Genomic DNA, 23,183 nt, shown 5'->3' on the forward strand with positions numbered 1-23,183 from the left:
TTACAATTTCCCGTAACTTCTCATCATTTCTGAATAAATGCGACAGATGAGCGGGATAATCTGCTGTTTTTAACAGCAGATTTCCCCACTTCTTTGCGATCTGCGTCGCATTTTAGAACATGATCTCAGGGCAAAAAATAGACGTTATTCGAGGATAACACGACCATGGAGGGACTGTACCGGCCGGTTATTATCGTGATGCATTGTGTGGGTGAATTTCTCGAGCTGCCCGGCGGACACCGTCAGAGGATGCTTAAGCACGATCCAGGTGACGCCTTCTGAACACGGTGGCGTTGTCAGCGAGCCGCTAAAGCGCCAGTACGTTTTATCTTCCGGCAGCAGCTTATTCAGGTTGAGCTCCTGCTTGATGGAGACGTTCAGCTCAGCCTGCTGAGGCATAACGTCCCACAGTTTATCAAGCTCACGGTTCTCTGCCCCTTTGTCGAACATGACCGCGACCACCGCCAGTTCCCCCTTCGCATTTTTATGCACAAGGTGCATCTCCATCGCGTAATGCTTGCCGTGCACGGTGTTTTCGCTCGGCGCGTGGAAGTGGAACTGCTGTAATGTCCAGGTTTGCTTATCCAGCGTAATAGTGTCGCGAGTGTCGGCCTGCTCGCTTGCCTGAATAGTATGGCCATTGTTTGTCAGCGTCACAGGGCCGTCAACGTAGTGCGTTTGCAGCGGGGAAAGATGGGCGTTAACGGTGGAATCGATATCAATCGGGGACTGGTTCATCCCGCTTTGGCAGGTCTTGTAGGCCTCATCCAGTTCGCCCCAGTGCTCAGGTGAACTTTCTCCTTTGTAGCTCCAGTGTGATGCGCATGCTGAAGCCGAGATCATGCTCAGCGCTAACAGCGCTGCCTTGCTATAAACGTGTTTCATAATATTCTTCCCGTGAATTTTTATTATCCAAATCAAAATTTATCAATATGATTTGTGGGGTTATTTTACCGGAGGCAGGCCAGGGGCGGGAGGAATATTCGAGGAGAAAAGGCGTGGTCAGAGGACCACGCCAAATACTTATTTTTTACGACCGGTTATGCGGCACCACTCTTCTTTCTCGACGACCGGGTCGAGCGCAAAGAGATCGGCGTAGGCTTCGCAAACGCTCTCCGCCTGGCTTGCCAGAATGCCGGAAAGTCCCAGCAGACCGCCCTCAACCGGCAGCACGCTGATTAATGGCGCCAGTTCACGCAGTGGGCCCGCGAGAATGTTTGCGACCACCACATCGGCTTTCATGGCTTCTGGCTGCGCTTCCGGCAGGTAGAGCTCCAGACGATCGGACACGCCGTTACGCTCGGCATTATCGCGGCTGGCCTGAATGGCCTGCGGATCGATATCGATCCCGATGGCTTTCGCCGCGCCCAGTTTCAGAGCGGCAATCGCGAGGATCCCGGAACCGCAGCCGAAGTCGATCACCGTCTTACCATCCAGATCGAGACCATCCAGCCACTGCAGGCACAGAGACGTGGTTGGATGGGTGCCGGTGCCAAACGCCAGGCCTGGGTCAAGCATCACGTTCACCGCGTTTTCATCGGGAACCTCGCGCCAGCTTGGGCAGATCCACAGACGTTTGCCGAACTGCATCGGATGGAAATTGTCCATCCACTCGCGTTCCCAGTCTTTGTCTTCCAGCTGTTCGATTTTATGCGCGAAGCCTGCACCCAGCAGCGGATGGTTTTCCAGAATCGCCACCACCTCTTTCATGTCGGTTTCGGCATCGAACAGGCCGATCACGTCGGTATCACCCCACAGGCGCGTTTCGCCCGGCAGCGGTTCAAAGACCGGCGTGTCGTGCGTGTCCTGAAAGGTGATGGAGACAGAGCCGGCTTCCATCAGCGCATCGCTTAGCTCTTCGGCGTTCGCGCCGGTTGTGTTCAGTTTTAGTTGGATCCACGGCATGGCAAAACTCTTTATTTATCAGTAGAAATCATAGCGGGTTGTGGGGCGGGCTGACCGAAACGGTTCCCCACCACAAACGCCAGTAAACTTAGCAGTAACGAAGGCACAATCGGATGGAAGCCCAGATACTGAATCTTAAATGTCGCAAGGATGGCATACAGCACACCGCCAACAATCATCGCGCTCAGCGCGCCTGCAGCGTTCGCGCGTTCCCAGTAAAGACCTAATACCAGCGGCCACAGGAAAACGGCTTCAAGCCCACCAAACGCCAGCAGGTTCAGCCAGATGATCATCTCCGGCGGACGCCATGCAGCTAACATCAGCAAAGCTCCTAACACCAGCGTAATGACGGCAGACATCCGCTTCAGGCGACGTTCATTTTCAACCTGCTCAGGGCGCAGGTTCAGATAGAGATCTTTAATGATCGTAGCGGAACTTTGCAGTAACTGGGCGTTAATGGTCGACATAATGGCGGCCATTGGCGCTGCGAGGAAAATTCCGGCGGCGAAGGGCGGCAGCACTTTTACCATCAGCGTCGGGATCACCAGATCCGGCACGGTAAGGTCGGGGATCACCGCGCGCCCTAACGCACCTGCCAGATGCATACCAAACATCAGGACCGCGACCACAATCGTCCCGATGATGATGCCCTTGTGAACGGCTTTACTGTCTTTATAGGAGATACAGCGCACGGCGGTATGCGGCAGACCAATCACCCCGAAGCAGACTAACACCCAGAACGAGGTCATAAAGGTCGGCGAGAGGATATCATCCGCGCCCTGCGGTGAAATCAGTTTCGGGTCAATCGCTTCCAGGGTTTCCACCGCATGAGTGAGTCCACCCGCGGCATGAACAATCCCCACCAGCAGAACAATCGTGCCGATGAGCATGACCATTCCCTGCAGCGTATCGTTCAGCACGCTGGCGCGGAACCCGCCAAACGCGGTATAGAGCGCGATGCTTACCCCGAAGATAAGCAGGCCTGTCTCGTAAGGGATCCCGGCCGCCGTTTCCAGCAGGCGTGCCCCGCCGATAAACTGTACCGTCATCGCGCCAATAAAGGCCACCAGCAGGCTTAAGCTCGCCAGCCACACCAGTAAGCGGCTCTGGTAACGGGCAAACAGCATGTCGTTGAGCGTGACGGCATTATAGCGGCGCGCCAGAATGGCAAATTTCTTACCAAGAATACCGAGGGAGAGCCAGACGGCAGGCAGCTGGATCATAGCAAGCAGTACCCAGCCTAACCCGTATTTGTAGGCCGCACCGGGGCCGCCAATAAACGAGCTGGCGCTGATATAGGTCGCGGTCAGCGTCATTGCCAGCACAACGCCGCCCATCGAACGGCTGCCGAGGAAATACTCGTTCAGAAAAGCACCGGTCGTTCTTTTGCGCACGGCGTAAATGGATAAACCAAACACGACCAGCAGGTATGCGACAAGCGGCAGAATGACTTCAAGCTGCATCATCGTCCTCCAGCGGAATATCGCGATAGATGAATTTCACCATTGCCCAGCACAGCAGAATAAACACTAGCGGTACCAGCAGGCAGGCCATTTCGAACCAGTGCGGCAGGCCGGTGATGCCAATAGCGGAGTCAGGTAAGTAAGCAGTTACTAACCATGCGGCAAGATAGAGAAGGGTCAGCCACAGCGCCCAGCGCGCTTCTTTATGGGCCTGAACAAAACGTTTGTCCATTTTTTGTCCCTTGTGGATGCAGAAAGCAGGGATTGTACATGATGGGGCTTTGCGATCCCCAGAAATAAAAAAAGGCCGGATAATCCGGCCTTTTAGCAACACAGCTCTCTTACTTCTCGTTCAGGCCGAGTTTTTTCTCCAGGTAGTGGATATTCGTTCCACCATTCTGGAAGTGCTCGTCGCTCATGATACGCATCTGCAGATCAACGTTGGTTTTAATACCGTCGATGATCAGCTCCTGCAGGGCGTTCTTCATGCGGGCAATCGCCACGTCACGGTTTTCGCCGTAGCAGATCAGCTTACCGATCATTGAGTCATAGTACGGAGGTACGGTGTAGCCAGCGTAGATATGAGACTCCCAGCGCACACCAAAGCCACCCGGCGCGTGGAAACGCGTGATTTTACCCGGGCTTGGCAGGAAGGTGTTCGGGTCTTCGGCGTTGATACGGCACTCTACCGCATGGCCTTTCACCACAACTTCTTCCTGCTTGATGGACAGAGGCTGACCGGCTGCGATACGCAGCTGCTCTTTGATCAGGTCAACGCCGGTGATCATTTCGGTAACCGGGTGTTCAACCTGAATACGGGTGTTCATCTCAATGAAGTAGAACTCGCCGTTTTCGAACAGGAACTCAAAGGTACCCGCCCCGCGATAGCCGATATCGACGCACGCTTTGGCGCAACGCTCGCCGATGTAGCGACGCAGTTCCGGGGTAATGCCCGGCGCTGGCGCTTCTTCGACCACTTTCTGGTGACGACGCTGCATGGAGCAGTCACGTTCTGCCAGATAGATCGCGTTACCCTGACCGTCAGCCAGCACCTGAATTTCGATGTGGCGTGGGTTTTCCAGGTATTTTTCCATGTACACCATGTCATTGCTGAAAGCCGCTTTCGCTTCCGCTTTGGTCATGGAGATGGACTGCGCCAGTTCAGCATCGCTGCGCACAACGCGCATACCGCGACCGCCGCCGCCGCCGGACGCCTTGATGATAACCGGGTAGCCAATGCGTTTAGCATGAGCACGGTTAGCATCCATGTCGTCGGTCAGAGGACCGTCAGAGCCTGGCACGGTTGGAACACCGGCTTTTTTCATTGCGGTGATTGCAGACACTTTGTCGCCCATCAGGCGAATGGTGTCGGCTTTCGGACCGATGAAGATAAAGCCAGAGCGTTCAACCTGCTCAGCAAAGTTGGCGTTCTCAGAGAGGAAGCCGTAACCCGGATGAATTGCCACCGCGCCGGTGATTTCAGCGGCGCTGATGATAGCCGGGATGTTCAGATAGCTTTTTACGGACGGAGCCGGGCCAATACAGACCGTCTCATCCGCCAGCAATACGTGTTTTAAATCGCGATCCGCGCTTGAGTGCACGGCCACGGTCTTGATGCCCAGTTCTTTACAGGCACGAAGAATACGCAGTGCAATCTCGCCACGGTTGGCGATAACAATTTTATCCAGCATGTTCGCCTCGTTACTCGATGACGACCAGCGGCTCGTCAAATTCAACCGGCTGACCACTTTCGACCAGAATCGCTTTCACAGTACCTGACTTGTCAGCTTCGATCTGGTTCATCATTTTCATCGCTTCAACGATGCACAGGGTATCGCCTACGTTGACTTTCTGACCCACTTCGATGAACGCCTTCGCGTCCGGGCTCGGGGTGCGGTAGAAAGTACCAACCATTGGGGAACGTACGATGTGACCACTGATTTCTGCTGCAGCGGCAGGTGCGGCTTCAGCTGCTGCTGGCGCAACGGCTGCGGAAAGCGCAGGCTGCTGCACTGGCGCAGCGTAAGCTTGCTGCATTACCGGGAAGCTAGCGGCTGGGGCTGCACGGCTGATGCGTACAGACTCTTCGCCTTCAGAAATTTCCAGTTCGGAGATGCCTGATTCTTCAACCAGCTCGATCAGTTTTTTTATCTTACGAATATCCATGAGTGGGTTCCGTACTCTTGTTTAGTGTGATTGTGACAAGCGTTTTACCGCTGTCTGTAAAGCGTATGAATAGCCGTCTGCGCCCAGTCCGCAGATAACGCCAGCAGCGATATCCGACAGATACGAATGGTGGCGGAACGGCTCTCGGGCGTGCACGTTACTCAGGTGGATCTCGATAAACGGGATACTCACCGCGAGCAGTGCGTCGCGGATAGCAACACTGGTGTGCGTAAACGCGGCCGGATTGATCAGGATATAGTCCACAGTGTCTTTAGCCTGATGAATACGGTCGATGATTGCGTACTCCGCGTTTGACTGAAAATGATCCAAATCCACATTCAGCGAGGCTGCTTCCGTGCTCAGACGGTTAACAATTTCGCTCAATGTCAGCGTGCCGTACTTCTCTGGCTCACGGGTGCCGAGCATGTTCAGGTTCGGTCCGTTTAAAACTAAGATGTGGAACTTATCAGTCATTATGCCGCTATCTCCTGCGATTTTCGGGTAAAAAACAAAATATACCCTCGAAGCGCAAATGTCACCTTTTCAGAGGCCTAAAACCGCTGTCAGGCGAACCAAGGTCGCACATTATAACGATTTCGTAGCATTTGGCAGCTAAATACTGGTCTTATCAGGGAAGATTATCAACCGCAATCCAAAAAAGATTTGCGGTTGAGAGGTAATCTGCGGGAAAACGCACAGTTTCGCGAACTATCGCAACCACTGGCGGAACTTCTTGTAACGCCATGCTAAAAGCGCCACGGCTGCCAGCGCGTAAAGGACCGGCTGCGGAGAGAGGATCTTCACCGACCACAGATAATGAATGGGGGCGAGGATCGCGACAAGATAGACGAAGTTGTGCAGCAACTGCCAGCGACGGCCCAGCTTTCGCTGCGCATATTGCGTGGATGTCAGCGCTAACGCCAGCAGGATCAGCCAGCTAACAATGCCCAGCATCAGGTAAGGGCGTGTTACCAGCTCGCGGCCAAGCAGTGTCAGATTGTTAATTCCCAGTTCCAGCAGGGCGTAACTGGTGAGGTGCAGGCTCGCCCAGGCAAAACACCATAGCCCCAAAAGCCGACGGGTGCGTATCAATAATGGCTGTTTAGCGTAGCGCGCCAGCGGCGAGACGAGCAAGGTGGCCAGCAAAAATTTCAGAGCCATCCGACCGGTAAAATGCTGGATATCCTTTGCCGGATCGGCGCTAAAGAGGCCCTGGCTGGCCGCCCAGAACAGCCAGATAAAAGGAAGTATCCCGGCTAAATGCAGCAGCACTTTCAGCCAGGTAATCTGCTTTGCCGTTAAACGCACTCAGAAGTTCTCCCGTAAATTGAGGCCACGGTAAAGGGACGCCACTTCATCCGCATACCCGTTAAACAGCAGCGTGGGCTGGCGCTTCACGTCCAGCGCGCCGCCGGAGCCAATAAAGCGTTCCGTCGCCTGCGACCAGCGGGGATGATCCACATGCGGGTTCACGTTGGCGAAGAAGCCGTATTCACCCGGCGCCGCCAGGTTCCATGTCGTCGGCGGACGTTCGCGGGTCAACTTAATGCTGACGATCGATTTAATCCCTTTGAAACCGTATTTCCACGGCACGGTTAAACGGATGGGGGCACCGTTCTGCGGCGGAAGCGCCTTGCCGTAAACGCCGACGGTCAGGAGGGTAAGGGGATGCATGGCTTCGTCAAGACGTAACCCTTCAACGTATGGATACTCCAGCCCGCCGCCGATGAACCGGTCTTTCTGGCCCGGCATCTCGTCCGGGGCGTAGCGCGTCTGGAAGGCGACGTATTTTGCGTTGCTGGTGGGTTCAACCATCGCCAGCAGCTTATGCAGCGGGAAGCCTACCCAGGGGACCACCATCGACCAGGCCTCTACGCAGCGCATGCGATAGATACGCTCCTCAAGCGGGAAGCGGGTGGTCAGATCGTGATGGTCCAGCGTCAGAGGTTTTGCCACTTCACCGTCGATTTTCAGCGTCCACGGATCGGTTTTCATGCTGCCGGCATTGGCGGCAGGATCGGCTTTATCCAGACCAAATTCGTAGAAGTTGTTGTAGCCGGTGACTTTATCTTCCGGCGTGAGCGCCAGCGTGTTTTGCCATTCGGCGGGTTTGGTAAAGGTAAGCGGGGCACCGGAAGGCGCCTTAGGGCGATCGTTGCCTTTAAACCAGCCGAGCAGGTCGGCGTGTGCCGCTGGAGAGAGCGTCAGTGCCGTGGCGCTGATGCCAAGCATTTTCAGGATCTGGCGGCGCTGTAACATAAAGACAGATTCAGACGTTACGTCGGCTTCCGTCAGTTTTCGGTTTTTCATGGCATCCTCCGTCATGCGTTTTTCTAAGCATGACGGAGGAGAAGCGTTAGCGCGAATATGTCACGAAAATTTGAAGATTAGGCGATTTTCACCAGCGCGCGGCCGTGGAACTGGTTATCCATGATCTTACTGGCATATTCAGGTGCCTGGCTGAGCGTAATTTCGGTAGCGCTCTGGGTATAGAACGATTCCGGCAAATCGCGCACCAGACGCTCCCATGCCTCTGCGCGGCGAGCCGCAGGCGTCATCACGGAATCCACGCCCTGCAGGCGGACGTTACGCAGAATAAATGGCATGACGGTCGTTGGCAGGGCAAATCCGCCCGCCAGGCCGCAGGCTGCCACGCAGCCGCCGTAGTTCATCTGCGCCAGGACTTTTGCCAGCACTTTATCACCGACGGTATCCACCGCACCTGCCCAGACCTGTTTTTCCAGCGGGCGGGTCTCGGCAAACTCATCGCGGCCAAGAATGCGGCTGGCGCCGAGCTGGCGCAGATAATCATGCGTGCTTTCACGGCCGGAAACCGCCGCAACCTGATAACCCAGCTTGTGCAGCAGCGTGACCGCCGTGCTGCCCACGCCACCGCTGGCCCCGGTCACAACAATTTCACCCGACTCGGGGCGAACACCCGCCTCTTCCAGCGCCATCACGCACAGCATGGCGGTAAAGCCTGCGGTACCAACGATCATCGCTTTGCGGCCATCTATGCCTTTCGGCATAGGCACCAGCCAGTCGCCCTTCACGCGCGCCTGCGTTGCCAGCCCGCCCCAGTGATTTTCGCCCACGCCCCAGCCGGTGAGCAGCACCTGCTGGCCCGCATGAAAACGGGGATCTTCGCTGCTATGAACCCGGCCAGCAAAATCAATACCCGGCACCATAGGGAAATTTCGGATGATTTTACCCTTGCCGGTGATCGCCAGCGCATCTTTATAATTTAAACTGGACCAGTCGATGTCGACGGTGACGTCGCCTTCCGGCAGGCGAGTCTCTTCTACGGCCTGTACTGAGGCAAGCGTTTTGCCGTCCTGCTGTTCTAAGATTAAAGCCTGCATACGGGGTCCTCACGGCTCAGATGATTGGAAAAGAGTTCCTGAAGACTATACTCGCTCAGGGTAAAGCAATGCCGATTTAACGCAATAAATTGCCAGATACGCCAGGTTTGGTAGTATGCCGCATTTGAAATGCAAGTTAGCGCTTACTCGCTACCCCATCAACCCACGGAGTAATCTCAAGGATGCGATTAACGACGAAGTTCTCGGCTTTTATCACCCTGCTGACGGGGCTTACCATCTTTGTCACGCTTCTTGGTTGCTCTCTGAGCTTTTATAACGCCATTCAGGACAAACTGGTCAACCGGGTGCAGTCCGTTGCGTCGGTCATTGATACGCGTCTGTTGACCACTCCACTTCCTGAGCTATCCCGGGAGCTGGATGAGTTGATGGTGCCGGTTGATATTATTCAGGTCGACATCCAGCAGGGAAAGCATCCGGTTTTAAGCCATGAACGACAGGACAGCTATCGACCTGCGGGCGTGGTGAGCCAGTATCGGGAAGTAACGGTGCACTCCCTCAAAAATCCGGGGATGACCATACACATGGTCTACCTCGATCCGATGGCCAGCTATTTCCGTTCTATGATGACCACCGCGCCGCTCACTGTTGCCGTCGCCTTCATTATTTTGCTGATTTTTCTCGCGGTCCGCTGGCTGCGCCGCCAGCTTTCAGGCCAGGAACTGCTGGAGATCCGTTCCGTGCGTATCCTGAACGGTGAACGCGGCCCGCAGGTTCGCGGCTCGGTCCATGAATGGCCCTCACGCGCCAGCAGCGCGCTGGATACGCTGCTCTCAGAGATCCAGTTTGCCAGCGACCAGCGCAGCCGAATGGATACGCTGATCCGCTCTTATGCCGCGCAGGATAATAAAACCGGCCTTAACAACCGCCTTTTCTTTGACAATCAACTCGCCACGCTGCTCGACGATCCGGAAAAAGTGGGCACGCACGGGGTGGTGATGATGATTCGCCTGCCCGATTTCGATCTGCTGCGCGACACATGGGGGCAGCGGGCGGCGGAAGAAAATCTCTTTACGCTGATCAACCTGCTCTCCACCTTTATTATGCGCTATCCGGGGGCGCTGCTGGCCCGCTACCACCGCAGCGACTTTGCCGTATTGCTTCCGCATCGCACGTTGAAGGAATCAGAAAGCATTGCCAGCCAGCTACTTAAGGCCGTCGACGCGCTGCCGCAGAGCAAAATGCTCGACAGAGACGATATGGTCCATATGGGGATTTGCGCCTGGCGCGGCGGACAGTCGACAGAGCAGGTGATGGAGCATGCGGAAGCGGCCACCCGCAACGCGGTATTGCAAGGGGCGAACGGATGGGCGGTCTATGATGATTCGCTGCCTGAAAAAGGGCGTGGAAACGTGCGCTGGCGTACTTTGATTGAGCAAATGCTGAGTCGCGGCGGGCCGCGTATTTATCAAAAACCGGCGGTCATGAAGAACGGTTTTGTCCACCACCGGGAATTGATGTGCCGTATTTTCGACGGGACGGAAGAGGTTATTTCTGCGGAATATCTGCCGATGGTTCTGCAATTTGGGCTCTCCGAAGAGTATGACCGCCAGCAAATTACACGCTTGATTCCATTTTTATCATTCTGGCCTGAAGAGAATCTGGCGTTACAGGTTACCGTTGAGTCATTAATACGCCCGCGTTTTCAGCGCTGGCTGCGTGATACATTAATGCAATGCGAAAAATCGCAACGCAAACGCATTATTTTTGAACTTGCTGAGGCGGATGTGGGTCAACACATCAGCCGGTTGCGTCCGGTGGTCCGTTTGATCAACGCGCTCGGTGCCCGTGTCGCGGTAACGCAGGCGGGTTTAACGCTGGTCAGTACCAGCTGGATCAAGGAGCTGGATGTGGAGCTATTAAAGCTACATCCGGGGCTGGTAAGGAATATTGAGAAGCGCACGGAAAACCAGCTGCTGGTTCAGAGTCTGGTTGAAGCGTGTAAGGGAACGCGAACACAGGTATTTGCCGCAGGCGTGCGCTCCAGAGGCGAATGGCAGATGTTAACAGAGCGCGGAGTGACGGGCGGTCAGGGCGATTTTTTTGCCGCCTCTCAGCCGCTTGACACCAACGTGAAAAAATATTTGCAAAGATACTCTGTTTGACCTGCCGTTTACGTTGTTTTCACGTAGAATATCGCGCCTGTAGCTTTGAGTATGTCGAGCAAAAAGCCAGTGAACGACCTTTAATGGGTTACAAATATCAGTGAGGAACACGACTGTTTACTCAGCCCTGAGGGAGTCAGGGGATGAATTTGTAACAACAGGAAACGTACTGCACAAATTTTCACCGTTGCAGATGATTTTTGCGCCTTGTCGCTGCTGCGTGTGGTTGGTAAAGTAAGCGGATTTTGTTTTCCGCCCCAGCTTTCAGGATTATCCCTTAGTATGTTGAAAAAATTTCGTGGCATGTTTTCCAATGACCTGTCCATTGACCTGGGTACCGCGAATACCCTTATTTATGTAAAAGGACAAGGCATCGTATTGAATGAGCCTTCTGTTGTGGCCATTCGTCAGGATCGTGCAGGCTCGCCGAAAAGCGTGGCCGCAGTGGGTCATGACGCGAAGCAGATGCTGGGTCGTACCCCTGGCAACATCGCCGCTATTCGCCCAATGAAAGACGGCGTTATCGCTGATTTCTTCGTGACTGAAAAAATGCTTCAGCACTTCATCAAGCAGGTTCACAGCAACAGCTTCATGCGCCCAAGCCCGCGTGTTCTGGTGTGTGTGCCGGTTGGCGCAACCCAGGTAGAACGTCGCGCAATCCGTGAATCTGCCCAGGGTGCAGGCGCACGTGAAGTGTTCCTGATTGAAGAGCCAATGGCTGCGGCAATCGGTGCAGGTCTGCCAGTTTCTGAAGCCACCGGTTCTATGGTGGTGGATATCGGTGGTGGTACCACTGAAGTGGCCGTTATCTCACTGAACGGCGTGGTGTACTCCTCCTCCGTACGTATCGGTGGTGACCGCTTCGATGAAGCCATCATCAATTACGTGCGCCGTAACTACGGCTCTCTGATCGGTGAAGCCACCGCAGAGCGTATCAAACACGAAATCGGTTCTGCGTATCCGGGCGATGAAGTGCGTGAGATCGAAGTGCGTGGCCGTAACCTGGCGGAAGGTGTTCCACGCGGCTTTACCCTGAACTCCAACGAAATTCTGGAAGCACTGCAGGAACCACTGACGGGCATCGTGAGCGCGGTAATGGTTGCGCTGGAACAGTGCCCACCAGAGCTGGCGTCTGACATCTCCGAGCGCGGTATGGTTCTGACCGGTGGTGGTGCGCTGCTGCGTAACCTCGACCGCCTGTTGATGGAAGAGACAGGTATTCCTGTCGTAGTTGCAGAAGATCCACTGACTTGCGTCGCCCGCGGTGGTGGCAAGGCGCTGGAAATGATCGACATGCACGGCGGCGACTTGTTCAGCGAAGAGTAGTCATGGTGAAAGGGTAGCGAATCGCTACCCTTTCTCTCTGACACGAGAATACGCATAGCCTATGAAGCCAATTTTTAGCCGTGGCCCATCGCTACAGTTTCGCCTCATTCTGGCGGTTCTGGTTGCGCTTGGCGTCATAATTGCCGATAGCCGCCTCGGTACGTTCAGCCAGATCCGAACGTACATGGATACCGCCGTCAGTCCTTTCTACTTTATATCAAATGGTCCCCGTGAACTGCTCGACTCCGTTTCTCAAACGCTGTCTTCACGAGACCAGCTCGAACTTGAAAACCGGGCATTACGCCAGGAATTGCTGCTGAAAAACAGCGAACTGCTGATGCTGGGGCAATACAAGCAGGAAAACGCGCGTCTGCGTGAACTGCTCGGCTCGCCGCTGCGTCAGGACGAGCAGAAGATGGTTACCCAGGTGATCTCCACCGTGAACGACCCTTACAGCGATCAGGTTGTGATCGACAAAGGGAGCGTGAACGGGGTGTATGAAGGTCAGCCCGTCATTAGTGATAAGGGCGTAGTAGGCCAGGTCGTTGCCGTCGCCAAACTGACCAGCCGCGTGCTGCTGATTTGCGACGCCACCCACGCACTGCCGATCCAGGTCCTGCGTAACGATATCCGCGTGATTGCGGCCGGTAACGGCTGCACGGACGATCTGCAGCTGGAACATCTGCCTGCTAACACGGACATCCGTGTCGGCGACGTGCTGGTGACGTCCGGTCTCGGTGGACGCTTCCCTGAAGGTTACCCGGTTGCGGTGGTCTCTTCGGTTAAGCTGGATACGCAGCGTGCATACACCGTGATTCAGGCCCGTCCAACCGCCGGTTTACAGCGTCTGCGCTACCTGCTGCTGCTCTGGGGGGCCGATCGTAACGGTGCTAACCCGATGACGCCTGAAGAGGTGCATCGCGTGGCGAACGAACGCCTGATGCAGATGATGCCGCAGGTTCTTCCGCCAGCGGACTCTATGGGGCCGCCTGCGCCCGTGCCTGCGCCGGCAACCGGGTTAACGCAGCCGCAGCCTGATGCGCCGCCACCGCCTAAACTCTCTTCGGGAGGGCAGTAGTGGCAAGCTATCGTAGCCAGGGACGCTGGGTCATCTGGCTCTCGTTCCTCATTGCACTGTTGCTGCAGATTATGCCCTGGCCGGATAACATTCTCGTTTTCCGGCCAAACTGGGTCTTGCTCATTTTACTTTACTGGATCCTTGCCCTGCCGCATCGCGTAAATGTCGGCACGGGTTTTGTGATGGGTGCCATACTGGATCTCATTAGTGGCTCTACGCTGGGCGTGCGCGCCCTGTCCATGAGCATTATTGCGTACCTCGTCGCACTGAAATTCCAGCTCTTCCGTAACCTCGCGCTCTGGCAACAGGCCCTGGTCGTGATGCTGTTGTCGCTTGCTGCGGATATCGTTGTTTTCTGGGCAGAGTTTTTAGTGATCAACGTCTCTTTCCGACCGGAAGTGTTCTGGAGTAGTGTAGTAAACGGTGTGCTCTGGCCGTGGCTATTCCTGCTGATGCGTAAGGTTCGCCAGCAGTTTGCTGTGCAATAAAAGGTTTCTATGACGTCTCTGTATCTTGCTTCCGGCTCCCCGCGCCGTCAGGAACTCCTGACGCAGTTAGGGGTCTCTTTTGAACGCATCGTGACCGGCATTGAAGAAAAACGTGCTGAGGGCGAAAGTGCTCAGCAGTACGTGTCTCGCCTGGCACGCGAGAAAGCGCAGGCGGGCGTGGCCTGTGTGCCGCGCGATCTGCCCGTGCTGGGAGCAGATACCATCGTTATCCTTAACGGTGAAGTCCTCGAGAAACCGCATGACGCCGGCCATGCGGCGCGCATGCTGCGCAAGATGTCCGGGCAAACGCACCAGGTGATGACGGCCGTCGCGCTGGCGGACAGCCAGCACGTGCTGGATTGCCTGGTGGTTACGGATGTCACGTTCAGAGTGATTACCGACGACGAGATCGCCGCTTATATTGCCAGCGGTGAACCGATGGATAAAGCAGGTGCATACGGTATTCAAGGGTTGGGTGGCTGTTTTGTCAGGAAGATAAATGGCAGCTATCACGCCGTAGTCGGCTTACCGCTGGTGGAAACGTATGAGTTGCTGAGCAATTTTAACTCACTGCGTGAGGGAAGGGATAATTATGACGGCTGAATTGTTGGTAAACGTAACGCCATCGGAAACCCGTGTGGCCTATATTGACGGTGGCATTCTTCAGGAAATTCATATTGAGCGTGAAGCGCGGCGCGGAATAGTAGGCAATATCTACAAAGGTCGTGTCAGTCGTGTACTGCCGGGTATGCAGGCGGCTTTTGTAGATATTGGACTGGATAAGGCGGCATTTTTACATGCCTCCGACATCATGCCGCACACCGAGTGCGTCGCGGGCGAAGAGCAAAAGCAGTTTGCCGTGCGCGACATTTCCGAGTTGGTGCGTCAGGGCCAGGACTTAATGGTGCAGGTGGTGAAAGATCCCCTTGGCACCAAAGGTGCCCGTCTGACCACCGACATTACCTTACCTTCCCGCTATCTGGTCTTTATGCCCGGCGCGTCACATGTGGGCGTTTCGCAGCGTATTGAGAGCGAAAGCGAGCGCGAGCGGCTGAAGAAAGTGGTCAGCGCCTACTGCGATGAACAGGGCGGGTTTATTATCCGTACCGCTGCAGAAGGGATCAGCGAAGAAGACCTGGCGTCGGATGCGGCTTACCTGAAACGCGTCTGGACCAAAGTGATGGAGCGTAAAAAACGCAACCAGACTCGCTACCAGCTGTACGGTGAGCTGGCGCTTGCGCAGCGCGTGCTGCGTGACTTTGCCGATGCCCAACTCGACCGCATTCGCGTGGACTCTCGCCTGACGTATGAAGCGCTGCTGGAGTTTACCGCTGAATACATCCCGGAAATGCCGGGCCTGCTGGAGCATTACACCGGGCGTCAGCCGATCTTCGATCTCTATGATGTCGAAAACGAGATCCAGCGAGCCCTGGAGCGTAAGGTCGAACTGAAGTCCGGCGGCTATCTGATCATCGATCAGACCGAAGCGATGACCACCGTCGATATCAACACCGGCGCGTTTGTCGGTCATCGCAATCTGGACGACACCATCTTCAACACCAACATCGAAGCCACGCAGGCGATTGCGCGTCAGCTTCGTTTGCGCAACCTCGGCGGCATTATCATCATCGACTTTATCGATATGAGTAATGAAGACCATCGTCGTCGCGTGCTGCACTCGCTGGAACAGGCGCTGAGTAAAGATCGCGTGAAGACCAGCATCAACGGCTTCTCGCAGCTCGGCCTGGTGGAAATGACCCGGAAACGGACCCGCGAAAGCGTGGAACATGTCCTGTGTAATGAGTGTCCAACCTGCCATGGACGCGGAACGGTAAAGACGGTGGAGACGGTCTGCTACGAGATCATGCGTGAAATTGTCCGTGTCCATCATGCCTACGACTCAGACCGTTTTCTGGTCTATGCTTCCCCTGCGGTGGCTGAAGCCCTGAAAGGCGAAGAGTCGCACGCGCTGGCGGAAGTGGAAATCTTTGTCGGCAAACAGGTAAAAGTACAAATTGAACCGCTCTATAACCAGGAGCAGTTTGACGTCGTAATGATGTAAAACGCAGTACGCTGCGTGACGAAAGCTGACAAGGAGAGATGCGTGAGGCGATTGCCGGGGATTTTAGTGCTTACAGGGGCAACGCTGGTCGTGATTGTCGCGTTGCTCGTGAGCGGGCTACGCCTCGTTTTACCGCATCTGGACAGCTGGCGTCCGCAGCTGCTGGCGAAAATCGAATCCACCACCGGCGTGCCGGTCGACGTAAGCCAGGTTAGCGCCAGCTGGCAGAATTTTGGCCCGACGCTGGATGTCCGTGACATCAACGCCAGCCTGAAAGATGGCGGTCATCTCAAAATCAAACGCGTAACCCTGGCGCTGGACGTCTGGCAAAGCCTGCTGCATCTGCGCTGGCAGTTTCGCGATCTCACCTTTTATCAACTCCAGTTTCTGACCAATACGCCGCTGACGGGCGGTGATAACAATCAGGGCCTGGAAGCCAACCGCTTCAGCGATCTCTTCCTCCGCCAGTTCGATCATTTCGATCTGCGCGACAGCGAAGTGAGCTTTATTACCCTTTCTGGCCAGCGCGCCGAACTGGCGATCCCGCAGCTGACCTGGCTTAACGGCAAGGATCGACACCGCGCCGAGGGGCAGGTCAATCTTTCCAGCCTGAACGGCCAGCACGGCGTCATGCAGGTGCGTATGGACTTGCGTGACGATGACGGCCTGTTAAACAACGGCAAAGTCTGGCTGCAGGCCGACGATGTGGATGTAAAGCCCTGGCTCGGCGACTGGCTGCAGCAAAACATGCAGCTGGAAACCGCCCGTTTCAGCCTTGAGGGCTGGATGACCCTGACGAAAGGGAAATTTGCCAGCGGCGATATCTGGCTGAAGCAAGGGGGCGCGAGCTGGAAGGGTGAAAGACAGCAGCATCAGCTTTCCGTTGATAACCTCACCGCGCACGTGACGCAGGAAAAAGAGGGCTGGCAGTTCGCCATCCCGGATACGCGCATCACGATGGACGGCAAGCCCTGGCCGCGCGGTGCGTTGACGCTGGCCTGGATGCCGGAGCAGGAGGTGGGCGGCGCGGCGAGTAAACGCAGCGATGAGCTGCGCATCCGCGCCAGTAACCTGGATCTGGCGGCCATTGAAGGCCTGCGCTCCATGGCGGCAAAGCTCTCTCCGGACCTGGGCGAGATCTGGCTGGCAACGCAGCCGAGCGGAAAAATTGATTCTCTGGCGCTGGATATCCCGCTTCAGGCGACGGAAAAAACCCGTTTCCAGGCAACATGGAAAGATCTTGCCTGGAAGCAGTGGAAGATGCTGCCGGGCGCGGAGCATTTCAGCGGCAAGCTGGAAGGCAGCGTGGAGAACGGCAGGCTCACGGCCGATATGCACAACGCTAAAATGCCTTACGAGACGGTCTTCCGCGCGCCGCTGGAAATTGAGCAGGGCAGCGCGGTGCTTAACTGGCTCCGTAACGATAAGGGCTTCCAGCTTGATGGTCGCCATATCGACGTCAAAGCCAAAGCGGTACACGCGCGGGGTGACTTCCGCTATCTACAGCCGCAGGGTGACGAACCGTGGCTGGGCATTCTGGCCGGGATCAGTACCGATGACGGTTCTCAGGCCTGGCGCTATTTCCCGGAAAATCTGATGGGTAAAGCGCTGGTCGACTATCTGAGCGGCGCAATTCAGGGCGGTCAGGCGGAAAACGCCACGCTGGTCTACGGCGGTAACCCGCATCTTTTCCCGTACAAACATAATGAGGGGCAGTTCCAGGTGCTGGTGCCGCTGCACGACGCCACCTTCGCGTTCCAGCCGGGCTGGCCCGCGCTGAAAAACCTGGATATCGAGCTTAACTTCCTCAACGACGGATTATGGATGAAGGCGGACAGCGTTGCGCTGGGAGGCGTAACGGCCAGCAACCTGACGGCCAACATCCCGGACTACTCAAAAGAGAAGCTGCTGATTGATGCCGACATCAACGGCCCGGGGAAAGCGGTGGGGCCGTACTTTGAGGAGACGCCACTCAAAGAGTCGCTGGCGGCGACCCTTCAGCAGCTCCAGCTCGATGGCGATGTGAATGCTCGCTTACATCTGGATATCCCGCTGGACGGTGAAATGACCACCGCCAAAGGTGACGTCCGTCTGAAGAACAACAGCCTGTACATTAAACCGCTTGATAGCACCCTGAAAGACCTCAGCGGACAGTTCAGCTTTGTGAACGGTAATTTGAAAAGCGAGCCGCTGACCGCCAGCTGGTTTAATCAGCCGGTGAATATCGACTTCTCAACAGCCGAGGGGCAAAAGGCTTATCAGGTGGCCGTTAATCTGGACGGCAACTGGCAGCCGTCGCGTATGGATGTCCTGCCGAAGCCGATTGAGGCGTCAGTAGCGGGCGCGGTCGCCTGGCAGGGCAAAGTGGCAATCGACCTGCCGTATCACGCAGGTGCACACTATAAGGTCGACATTACGGGTGACCTGAAGAATCTTCAAAGCCAACTGCCTGCGCCGCTGGATAAACAGGCGGGACAGCCGCTGCCGGTGAAGCTTAACGTTGATGGCAATCTGGACAGCTTCGCGCTGACCGGAAGCGCGGGCGGAACAAACCACTTTAACAGCCGCTGGCTGCTTAACCGCAAGCTTACCCTCGACAAAGCCATCTGGACGACGGACAGCAAAACCACGCCGCCGTTGCCTGAGCATGCGGGCGTTGAGCTGAATCTCCCGCCGATGGACGGCGCGGAGTGGCTGGCGCTGTTCCAGAAAGGCGTTGGGCAAAACGTTGATGAGGCCGCCCAGTTCCCGCAGACCATTACCGTACGCACGCCGTCGCTGATGCTGGGCGGACAGCAGTGGAACAATCTGAGCATTGTCTCCCAGCCAACCGCTAACGGCTCAAAAGTGGAGGCGCAGGGCCGGGAGATCAACGGCACGCTGACCATGCGCAATAACGCGCCGTGGCAGGCAGCGATCCGCTATCTCTACTACAACCCGGCTGCTGCGAGTAAAGATAAACCGGCGAATACATCGCCGCTGAGTAATACTACCCGCGTCGATTTTAGCGGCTGGCCCGATCTGCAACTGCGCTGCGCGGAGTGCTGGCTGTGGGGGCAAAAATATGGCCGTATCGACGGTGATTTTGCCATCCAGGGGAATACGCTCAAGCTCTCCGGCGGATTGATCGACACCGGCTTTGGCCGCATGACGGCGGGTGGAGAGTGGGTGAATAACCCGGGCGAGCAGCGCACGTCTCTGAAGGGCGACATTAAAGGCAACAAGCTGGATGCGGCAGCCAACTTCTTTGGCATCAGCACGCCGCTGCGCGGCTCCTCGTTTAACGTTAATTACGATCTTCACTGGCGTGCCGCGCCGTGGACACCGGACGAAGCGTCACTGAACGGTATTCTGAAAACACACTTTGGCAAAGGTGAAATCGCCGACGTGAGCACGGGGCGCGCCGGGCAGATCCTGCGCCTCCTCAGCTTTGATGCGCTGCTGCGCAAGCTGCGCTTCGATTTCAGCGACACCTTCAGCGAAGGTTTCTATTACGATTCCATCCGCAGTACGGCGTGGATCAAGGACGGCGTTATGCACACGGACGACACGCTGGTGGATGGGCTGGAAGCGGACATCGCCATGAAAGGCTCAGTCAACCTCGTGCGTCGCGAGCTGGATATGGAAGCCGTGGTGGCGCCGGAAATTTCCGCCAGCGTGGGCGTGGCGGCGGCCTTTGTGGTTAACCCGATTGTCGGTGCGGCGGTGTTTGCCGCCAGTAAAGTGCTGGGGCCACTCTGGAGCAAGGTCTCCATTCTGCGCTATCGCATTACCGGTCCGGTCGATAAACCGCAGATTAACGAGGTGCTGCGCCAGCCGCGCAAAGATGCACAGCAATGATTTGACGTGGGCAGGTAATTGCCTCACTCTCAATAAATACGATCTTTATACCGCCACGGGCGGCAACGAACGAGTAGCAATACGATGAGTCTGAACCTGGTAAGTGAACATTTGCTCGCAGCGAACGGCCTGAGCCATCAGGACCTGTTCTCCATTCTTGGTCAACTGACCGAACGCCGTCTCGACTACGGCGATCTCTATTTCCAGTCGAGCTATCACGAATCCTGGGTTTTAGAAGACAGCATCATCAAAGATGGCTCATATAACATTGACCAGGGCGTCGGCGTGCGCGCCATCAGCGGCGAAAAAACCGGTTTTGCCTATGCCGACCAGATTAGCCTGGCCGCGCTTGAGCAGAGCGCTCAGGCCGCGCGTACCATTGTGCGCGATGCCGGCGACGGTCGCGTGAAAACCCTGGGTGAAGTGCAGCACTCCGCGCTTTATACCAGCATCGACCCGCTGCAGAGCATGAGCCGTGAAGAGAAGCTGGACATCCTGCGCCGCGTGGACAAAGTGGCCCGCGCCGCCGACAAACGTGTTCAGGAAGTCTCCGCCAGCCTGAGCGGTGTGTATGAACTGATTCTGGTGGCGGCAACGGACGGTACGCTGGCGGCCGATGTGCGTCCGCTGGTGCGTCTCTCCATCAGCGTGCAGGTCGATGACAACGGCAAACGCGAGCGCGGCTCAAGCGGCGGCGGCGGTCGTTTCGGCTATGACTGGTTCCTGGGTGATGTTGACGGCGAAGCGCGCGCTGACGCGTGGGCTAAAGAAGCCGTGCGCATGGCGCTGGTGAATCTTAATGCTGTTGCGGCGCCGGCCGGGACATTCCCGGTGGTGCTGGGCGCAGGCTGGCCGGGCGTGCTGCTGCACGAAGCGGTGGGCCACGGTCTGGAAGGCGATTTTAACCGTCGTGGGACGTCCGTGTTCAGCGGCCAGATCGGACAGCTCGTCTCCTCTGAGCTTTGCACCGTAGTAGATGATGGCACCATGCTTGACCGCCGCGGCTCGATTTCTATCGACGATGAAGGTACGCCAGGCCAGTACAACGTGCTGATCGAAAACGGCGTTCTGAAAGGCTACATGCAGGACAAACTCAACGCGCGCCTGATGGGCGTAGCGCCAACGGGTAACGGCCGCCGTGAATCTTACGCGCACCTGCCGATGCCGCGCATGACCAACACTTATATGCTGCCGGGCAAATCCACGCCGCAGGAGATTATCGAATCCGTGGATTACGGTATCTTTGCGCCAAACTTTGGCGGCGGTCAGGTGGATATCACCTCCGGTAAGTTTGTCTTCTCGACTTCAGAAGCGTACCTGATTGAGAAGGGCAAAGTGACCAAAGCGGTGAAGGGCGCGACGCTGATTGGCTCCGGCATTGAAGCGATGCAGCAGATTTCCATGGTCGGTAACGATCTGAAGCTGGATAACGGCGTGGGTGTTTGCGGTAAAGAAGGCCAGAGCCTGCCGGTTGGCGTGGGTCAGCCAACGCTGAAAGTGGATAATCTGACGGTGGGCGGCACGGCCTGACCTGAGCAAACATAAAAAATGGCGCTACAGATGTAGCGCCATTTTTTTAACGTAAGTTACCCAGCGGGATCTCCGGATCCGGCTCGTGAGTAATGCGGTTACGCAAGTCACGTCGAATGATTTCGATCGACCAGAACCAGACCAGATGACCCACGATCTCTGACACATGTTCATACCAGGGCAGATCAAACAGCGGTGGCGTCAGCCCCATCAGCGGGAAGGAGAGCATGTGAACAAAAAGCTGTGCCAATGCACCCGCCAGCAAACCCTGCCAGAGTTTAATTTTCGGGAAGACTTCAGCAACGACACAATACCCAACCGCGAAGACGATTGAGAAAATAATATGCGTGACGCCGACCCAGTTAAATATATGTCCGGCAAAGGTATAAACTGCTGCGTTAGGATCAACTACGCCCAGCCAGTCGCGTAAAAAAACATAGGGTGGATTTAAAAAATTGCGGGAGCAATCTATTTGGCCTGCGGCTCTTATTAATTGCTCAGGGCCGCATGCGCCGGTAAATAAATCGGTGGGACTGCGTGGCGGGAGTGGTACCTCGGCTCCCCATTTGACAAACGCGGAGACAATTCCTGCAATTAAGCCAATGAACGCGGCGAGTCCGTAGCGCCTGCGTGACGGCGGTGTTTGTTCAAATAGATTCATTTCGTTTCCTTGTTTAACGTCATCCTGCGAAATACATTTTATTATTCAAATCAGCAACAAAATAATAACAGTCTGAATGCCAGACTGTTTATAAGGTAAAGGGCAGGCGGCGGCAGTGTCAATTCGCTATTCCTGATAGAAGCTAAAGAATATTCCTGGATGAAGGCCGGCTTCATCCTGAAATATTAATGGCGCGGATATTTCAGAAATTAATTACTTATTCCTTTCTTCTTCCGCGCATTCCCTGAAACAGCTCTGCTACGTCGACAAAATAGTCGGTCAGATAGTTAATACACACCTGTACTTTGAGGGGCAGCTTGTCCTTCTCGGTATACAGAGCGTAGACCGGGCGTGGATCGGACTGATAGCGCGGGAAGAGGATCTCCAGCACGCCGCTGTTGATCTCATTGATCACCCACATCAGCGGCACGTAGGCGATCCCGGCGCCGGCCACCAGCCAGCGCGAAATGGTCATCGGATCGTTGGTGACGAACCGGCCTTCCGGCAGCAGCCTGGTGGAGATCCCTTCCGGAGCAATCAGTTCAAATTCATTATCGGGGCGGACGCTGTACTCCAGCCAGGAGTGGTTAGCGAGATCGGCAGGTTTCTCCGGCACACCGTACTGCGCCAGATAGCTCTTCGAGGCACAGACCACCATCGGCATGCTCCCGAGGCGACGCGAGAACAGGCTGGAGTCCTGCAACGCGCCAACGCGGATCACCACGTCTAATCCATCGGCGATCAGGTCTGGGGCAGGGATGCCCGTCACCAGATTGACGGTAAGCCCAGGGTACTCTTTCAGCATGTCCGCCGTCATGGCAGCGAGAACATTTTGTGCCATAGTTGAAGAACACCCAATACGCAGCGTGCCGATGGGCGTGTTGTTAAAGGCATAGAGTTGTTCGTGAACATCCTGCACTTCATGCAGCATGCGGCGACAGCCCTGATAGTAAATTTTACCGGCTTCCGTCAACCCGATGCTGCGGGTGCTGCGGTTGAGCAGCTTAACCTGAAGCTCATCTTCCAGTTTGGACACCGTCTGGCTGATGGATGAGACGCTCATCTGAAGCTGGCGCGCAGCGGCGGTAAATGAGCCGAGTTCAACCACTTTGGCGAAGACGGACATGCGTTTTAAACGTTCCATTGTTCACTCTGGCTTAAAAGTGATTTAGATCACAT

Annotated in this window: 20 protein-coding genes; 8 read left to right on the forward strand and 12 right to left on the reverse strand. The window is 55.9% G+C overall.

Annotated features, from left to right (window positions below):
• Window positions 1-144: 144 nt before the first annotated feature.
• From APT89_RS07910 to acuI, 10 genes are all read right to left on the reverse strand, one after another.
• Window positions 145-885 carry a carbonic anhydrase gene (locus APT89_RS07910; protein ID WP_047364752.1) on the reverse strand — a complete coding sequence of 247 codons (741 nt, stop codon included), beginning with the start codon at window positions 883-885 and terminating at the stop codon, window positions 145-147.
• Window positions 886-1,023: 138 nt separating this feature from the next.
• Window positions 1,024-1,905: a 50S ribosomal protein L11 methyltransferase gene (gene prmA, locus APT89_RS07915; RefSeq protein WP_041907816.1), complete on the reverse strand. Its 882-nt coding sequence runs from the start codon at window positions 1,903-1,905 to the stop codon at window positions 1,024-1,026.
• A gap of 11 nt (window positions 1,906-1,916) precedes the next feature.
• Window positions 1,917-3,368, reverse strand: a complete 1,452-nt coding sequence (panF, locus tag APT89_RS07920) for a sodium/pantothenate symporter (protein WP_060572028.1) — start codon at window positions 3,366-3,368, stop codon at window positions 1,917-1,919.
• Window positions 3,358-3,600 carry a YhdT family protein gene (locus APT89_RS07925; protein ID WP_006178860.1) on the reverse strand — a complete coding sequence of 81 codons (243 nt, stop codon included), beginning with the start codon at window positions 3,598-3,600 and terminating at the stop codon, window positions 3,358-3,360. Before APT89_RS07925 ends, panF begins: the two co-directional genes overlap by 11 nt.
• Before the next feature lie 109 nt (window positions 3,601-3,709).
• Window positions 3,710-5,059: an acetyl-CoA carboxylase biotin carboxylase subunit gene (gene accC, locus APT89_RS07930; protein WP_003860388.1), complete on the reverse strand. Its 1,350-nt coding sequence runs from the start codon at window positions 5,057-5,059 to the stop codon at window positions 3,710-3,712.
• 10 nt (window positions 5,060-5,069) lie between these two features.
• On the reverse strand, window positions 5,070-5,534 hold the full coding sequence (gene accB, locus APT89_RS07935; RefSeq protein WP_008502856.1) for an acetyl-CoA carboxylase biotin carboxyl carrier protein: 465 nt from the start codon (window positions 5,532-5,534) through the stop codon (window positions 5,070-5,072).
• A gap of 21 nt (window positions 5,535-5,555) precedes the next feature.
• Window positions 5,556-6,008, reverse strand: a complete 453-nt coding sequence (aroQ, locus tag APT89_RS07940) for a type II 3-dehydroquinate dehydratase (RefSeq protein ID WP_028014610.1) — start codon at window positions 6,006-6,008, stop codon at window positions 5,556-5,558.
• Window positions 6,009-6,242: 234 nt separating this feature from the next.
• Entirely contained in the window at window positions 6,243-6,842 is a 600-nt protein-coding gene (msrQ, locus tag APT89_RS07945) for a protein-methionine-sulfoxide reductase heme-binding subunit MsrQ (protein ID WP_059354997.1), read from the reverse strand.
• A complete protein-coding gene (gene msrP / locus APT89_RS07950; protein WP_060572029.1) occupies window positions 6,843-7,844 on the reverse strand; it encodes a protein-methionine-sulfoxide reductase catalytic subunit MsrP in 1,002 nt (333 codons plus the stop codon).
• Window positions 7,845-7,921: 77 nt separating this feature from the next.
• Entirely contained in the window at window positions 7,922-8,896 is a 975-nt protein-coding gene (gene acuI, locus APT89_RS07955; RefSeq protein ID WP_041907830.1) for an acrylyl-CoA reductase (NADPH), read from the reverse strand.
• A gap of 182 nt (window positions 8,897-9,078) precedes the next feature.
• On the opposite strand from acuI, the gene csrD reads away from it, so the two are divergent.
• From csrD to tldD, 8 genes are all read left to right on the forward strand, one after another.
• Window positions 9,079-11,019: an RNase E specificity factor CsrD gene (gene csrD, locus APT89_RS07960; protein ID WP_041907831.1), complete on the forward strand. Its 1,941-nt coding sequence runs from the start codon at window positions 9,079-9,081 to the stop codon at window positions 11,017-11,019.
• A 282-nt stretch (window positions 11,020-11,301) separates the two neighbouring features.
• On the forward strand, window positions 11,302-12,345 hold the full coding sequence (mreB, locus tag APT89_RS07965; protein WP_000913396.1) for a rod shape-determining protein MreB: 1,044 nt from the start codon (window positions 11,302-11,304) through the stop codon (window positions 12,343-12,345).
• 61 nt (window positions 12,346-12,406) lie between these two features.
• Window positions 12,407-13,423, forward strand: a complete 1,017-nt coding sequence (gene mreC, locus APT89_RS07970) for a rod shape-determining protein MreC (RefSeq protein ID WP_028014605.1) — start codon at window positions 12,407-12,409, stop codon at window positions 13,421-13,423.
• Entirely contained in the window at window positions 13,423-13,911 is a 489-nt protein-coding gene (gene mreD, locus APT89_RS07975) for a rod shape-determining protein MreD (protein ID WP_008502849.1), read from the forward strand. The genes mreC and mreD overlap by 1 nt, the downstream gene beginning before the upstream one ends.
• A 9-nt stretch (window positions 13,912-13,920) precedes the next feature.
• Window positions 13,921-14,514, forward strand: a complete 594-nt coding sequence (locus APT89_RS07980; protein ID WP_041907832.1) for a Maf family protein — start codon at window positions 13,921-13,923, stop codon at window positions 14,512-14,514.
• Window positions 14,504-15,973 (forward strand): ribonuclease G, encoded by a 1,470-nt coding sequence (gene rng / locus APT89_RS07985; protein WP_008502847.1) that lies wholly within the window; start codon window positions 14,504-14,506, stop codon window positions 15,971-15,973. The genes APT89_RS07980 and rng overlap by 11 nt, the downstream gene beginning before the upstream one ends.
• Before the next feature lie 42 nt (window positions 15,974-16,015).
• Window positions 16,016-19,813, forward strand: coding sequence for an AsmA2 domain-containing protein YhdP (yhdP, locus tag APT89_RS07990; protein ID WP_060572030.1), 3,798 nt, complete (start codon window positions 16,016-16,018; stop codon window positions 19,811-19,813).
• 84 nt (window positions 19,814-19,897) lie between these two features.
• On the forward strand, window positions 19,898-21,343 hold the full coding sequence (gene tldD / locus APT89_RS07995) for a metalloprotease TldD (RefSeq protein WP_028014602.1): 1,446 nt from the start codon (window positions 19,898-19,900) through the stop codon (window positions 21,341-21,343).
• A gap of 46 nt (window positions 21,344-21,389) precedes the next feature.
• Here the strand turns inward: tldD and APT89_RS08000 are convergent, their stop codons facing one another.
• Together APT89_RS08000 and aaeR are read right to left on the reverse strand one after the other, a co-directional pair.
• The gene (locus APT89_RS08000; protein WP_032644925.1) at window positions 21,390-22,004 is read right to left on the reverse strand and encodes a YagU family protein; all 615 of its coding nucleotides are present in this window, start codon (window positions 22,002-22,004) and stop codon (window positions 21,390-21,392) included.
• A 217-nt stretch (window positions 22,005-22,221) separates the two neighbouring features.
• Window positions 22,222-23,148, reverse strand: coding sequence for an HTH-type transcriptional activator AaeR (aaeR, locus tag APT89_RS08005; RefSeq protein WP_028014600.1), 927 nt, complete (start codon window positions 23,146-23,148; stop codon window positions 22,222-22,224).
• Window positions 23,149-23,183: the final 35 nt, after the last annotated feature.

Origin of the sequence: Enterobacter sp. 50588862 (genome assembly GCF_001462935.1) — a bacterium.
Classification (GTDB): Bacteria; Pseudomonadota; Gammaproteobacteria; order Enterobacterales; family Enterobacteriaceae; genus Enterobacter; species Enterobacter bugandensis.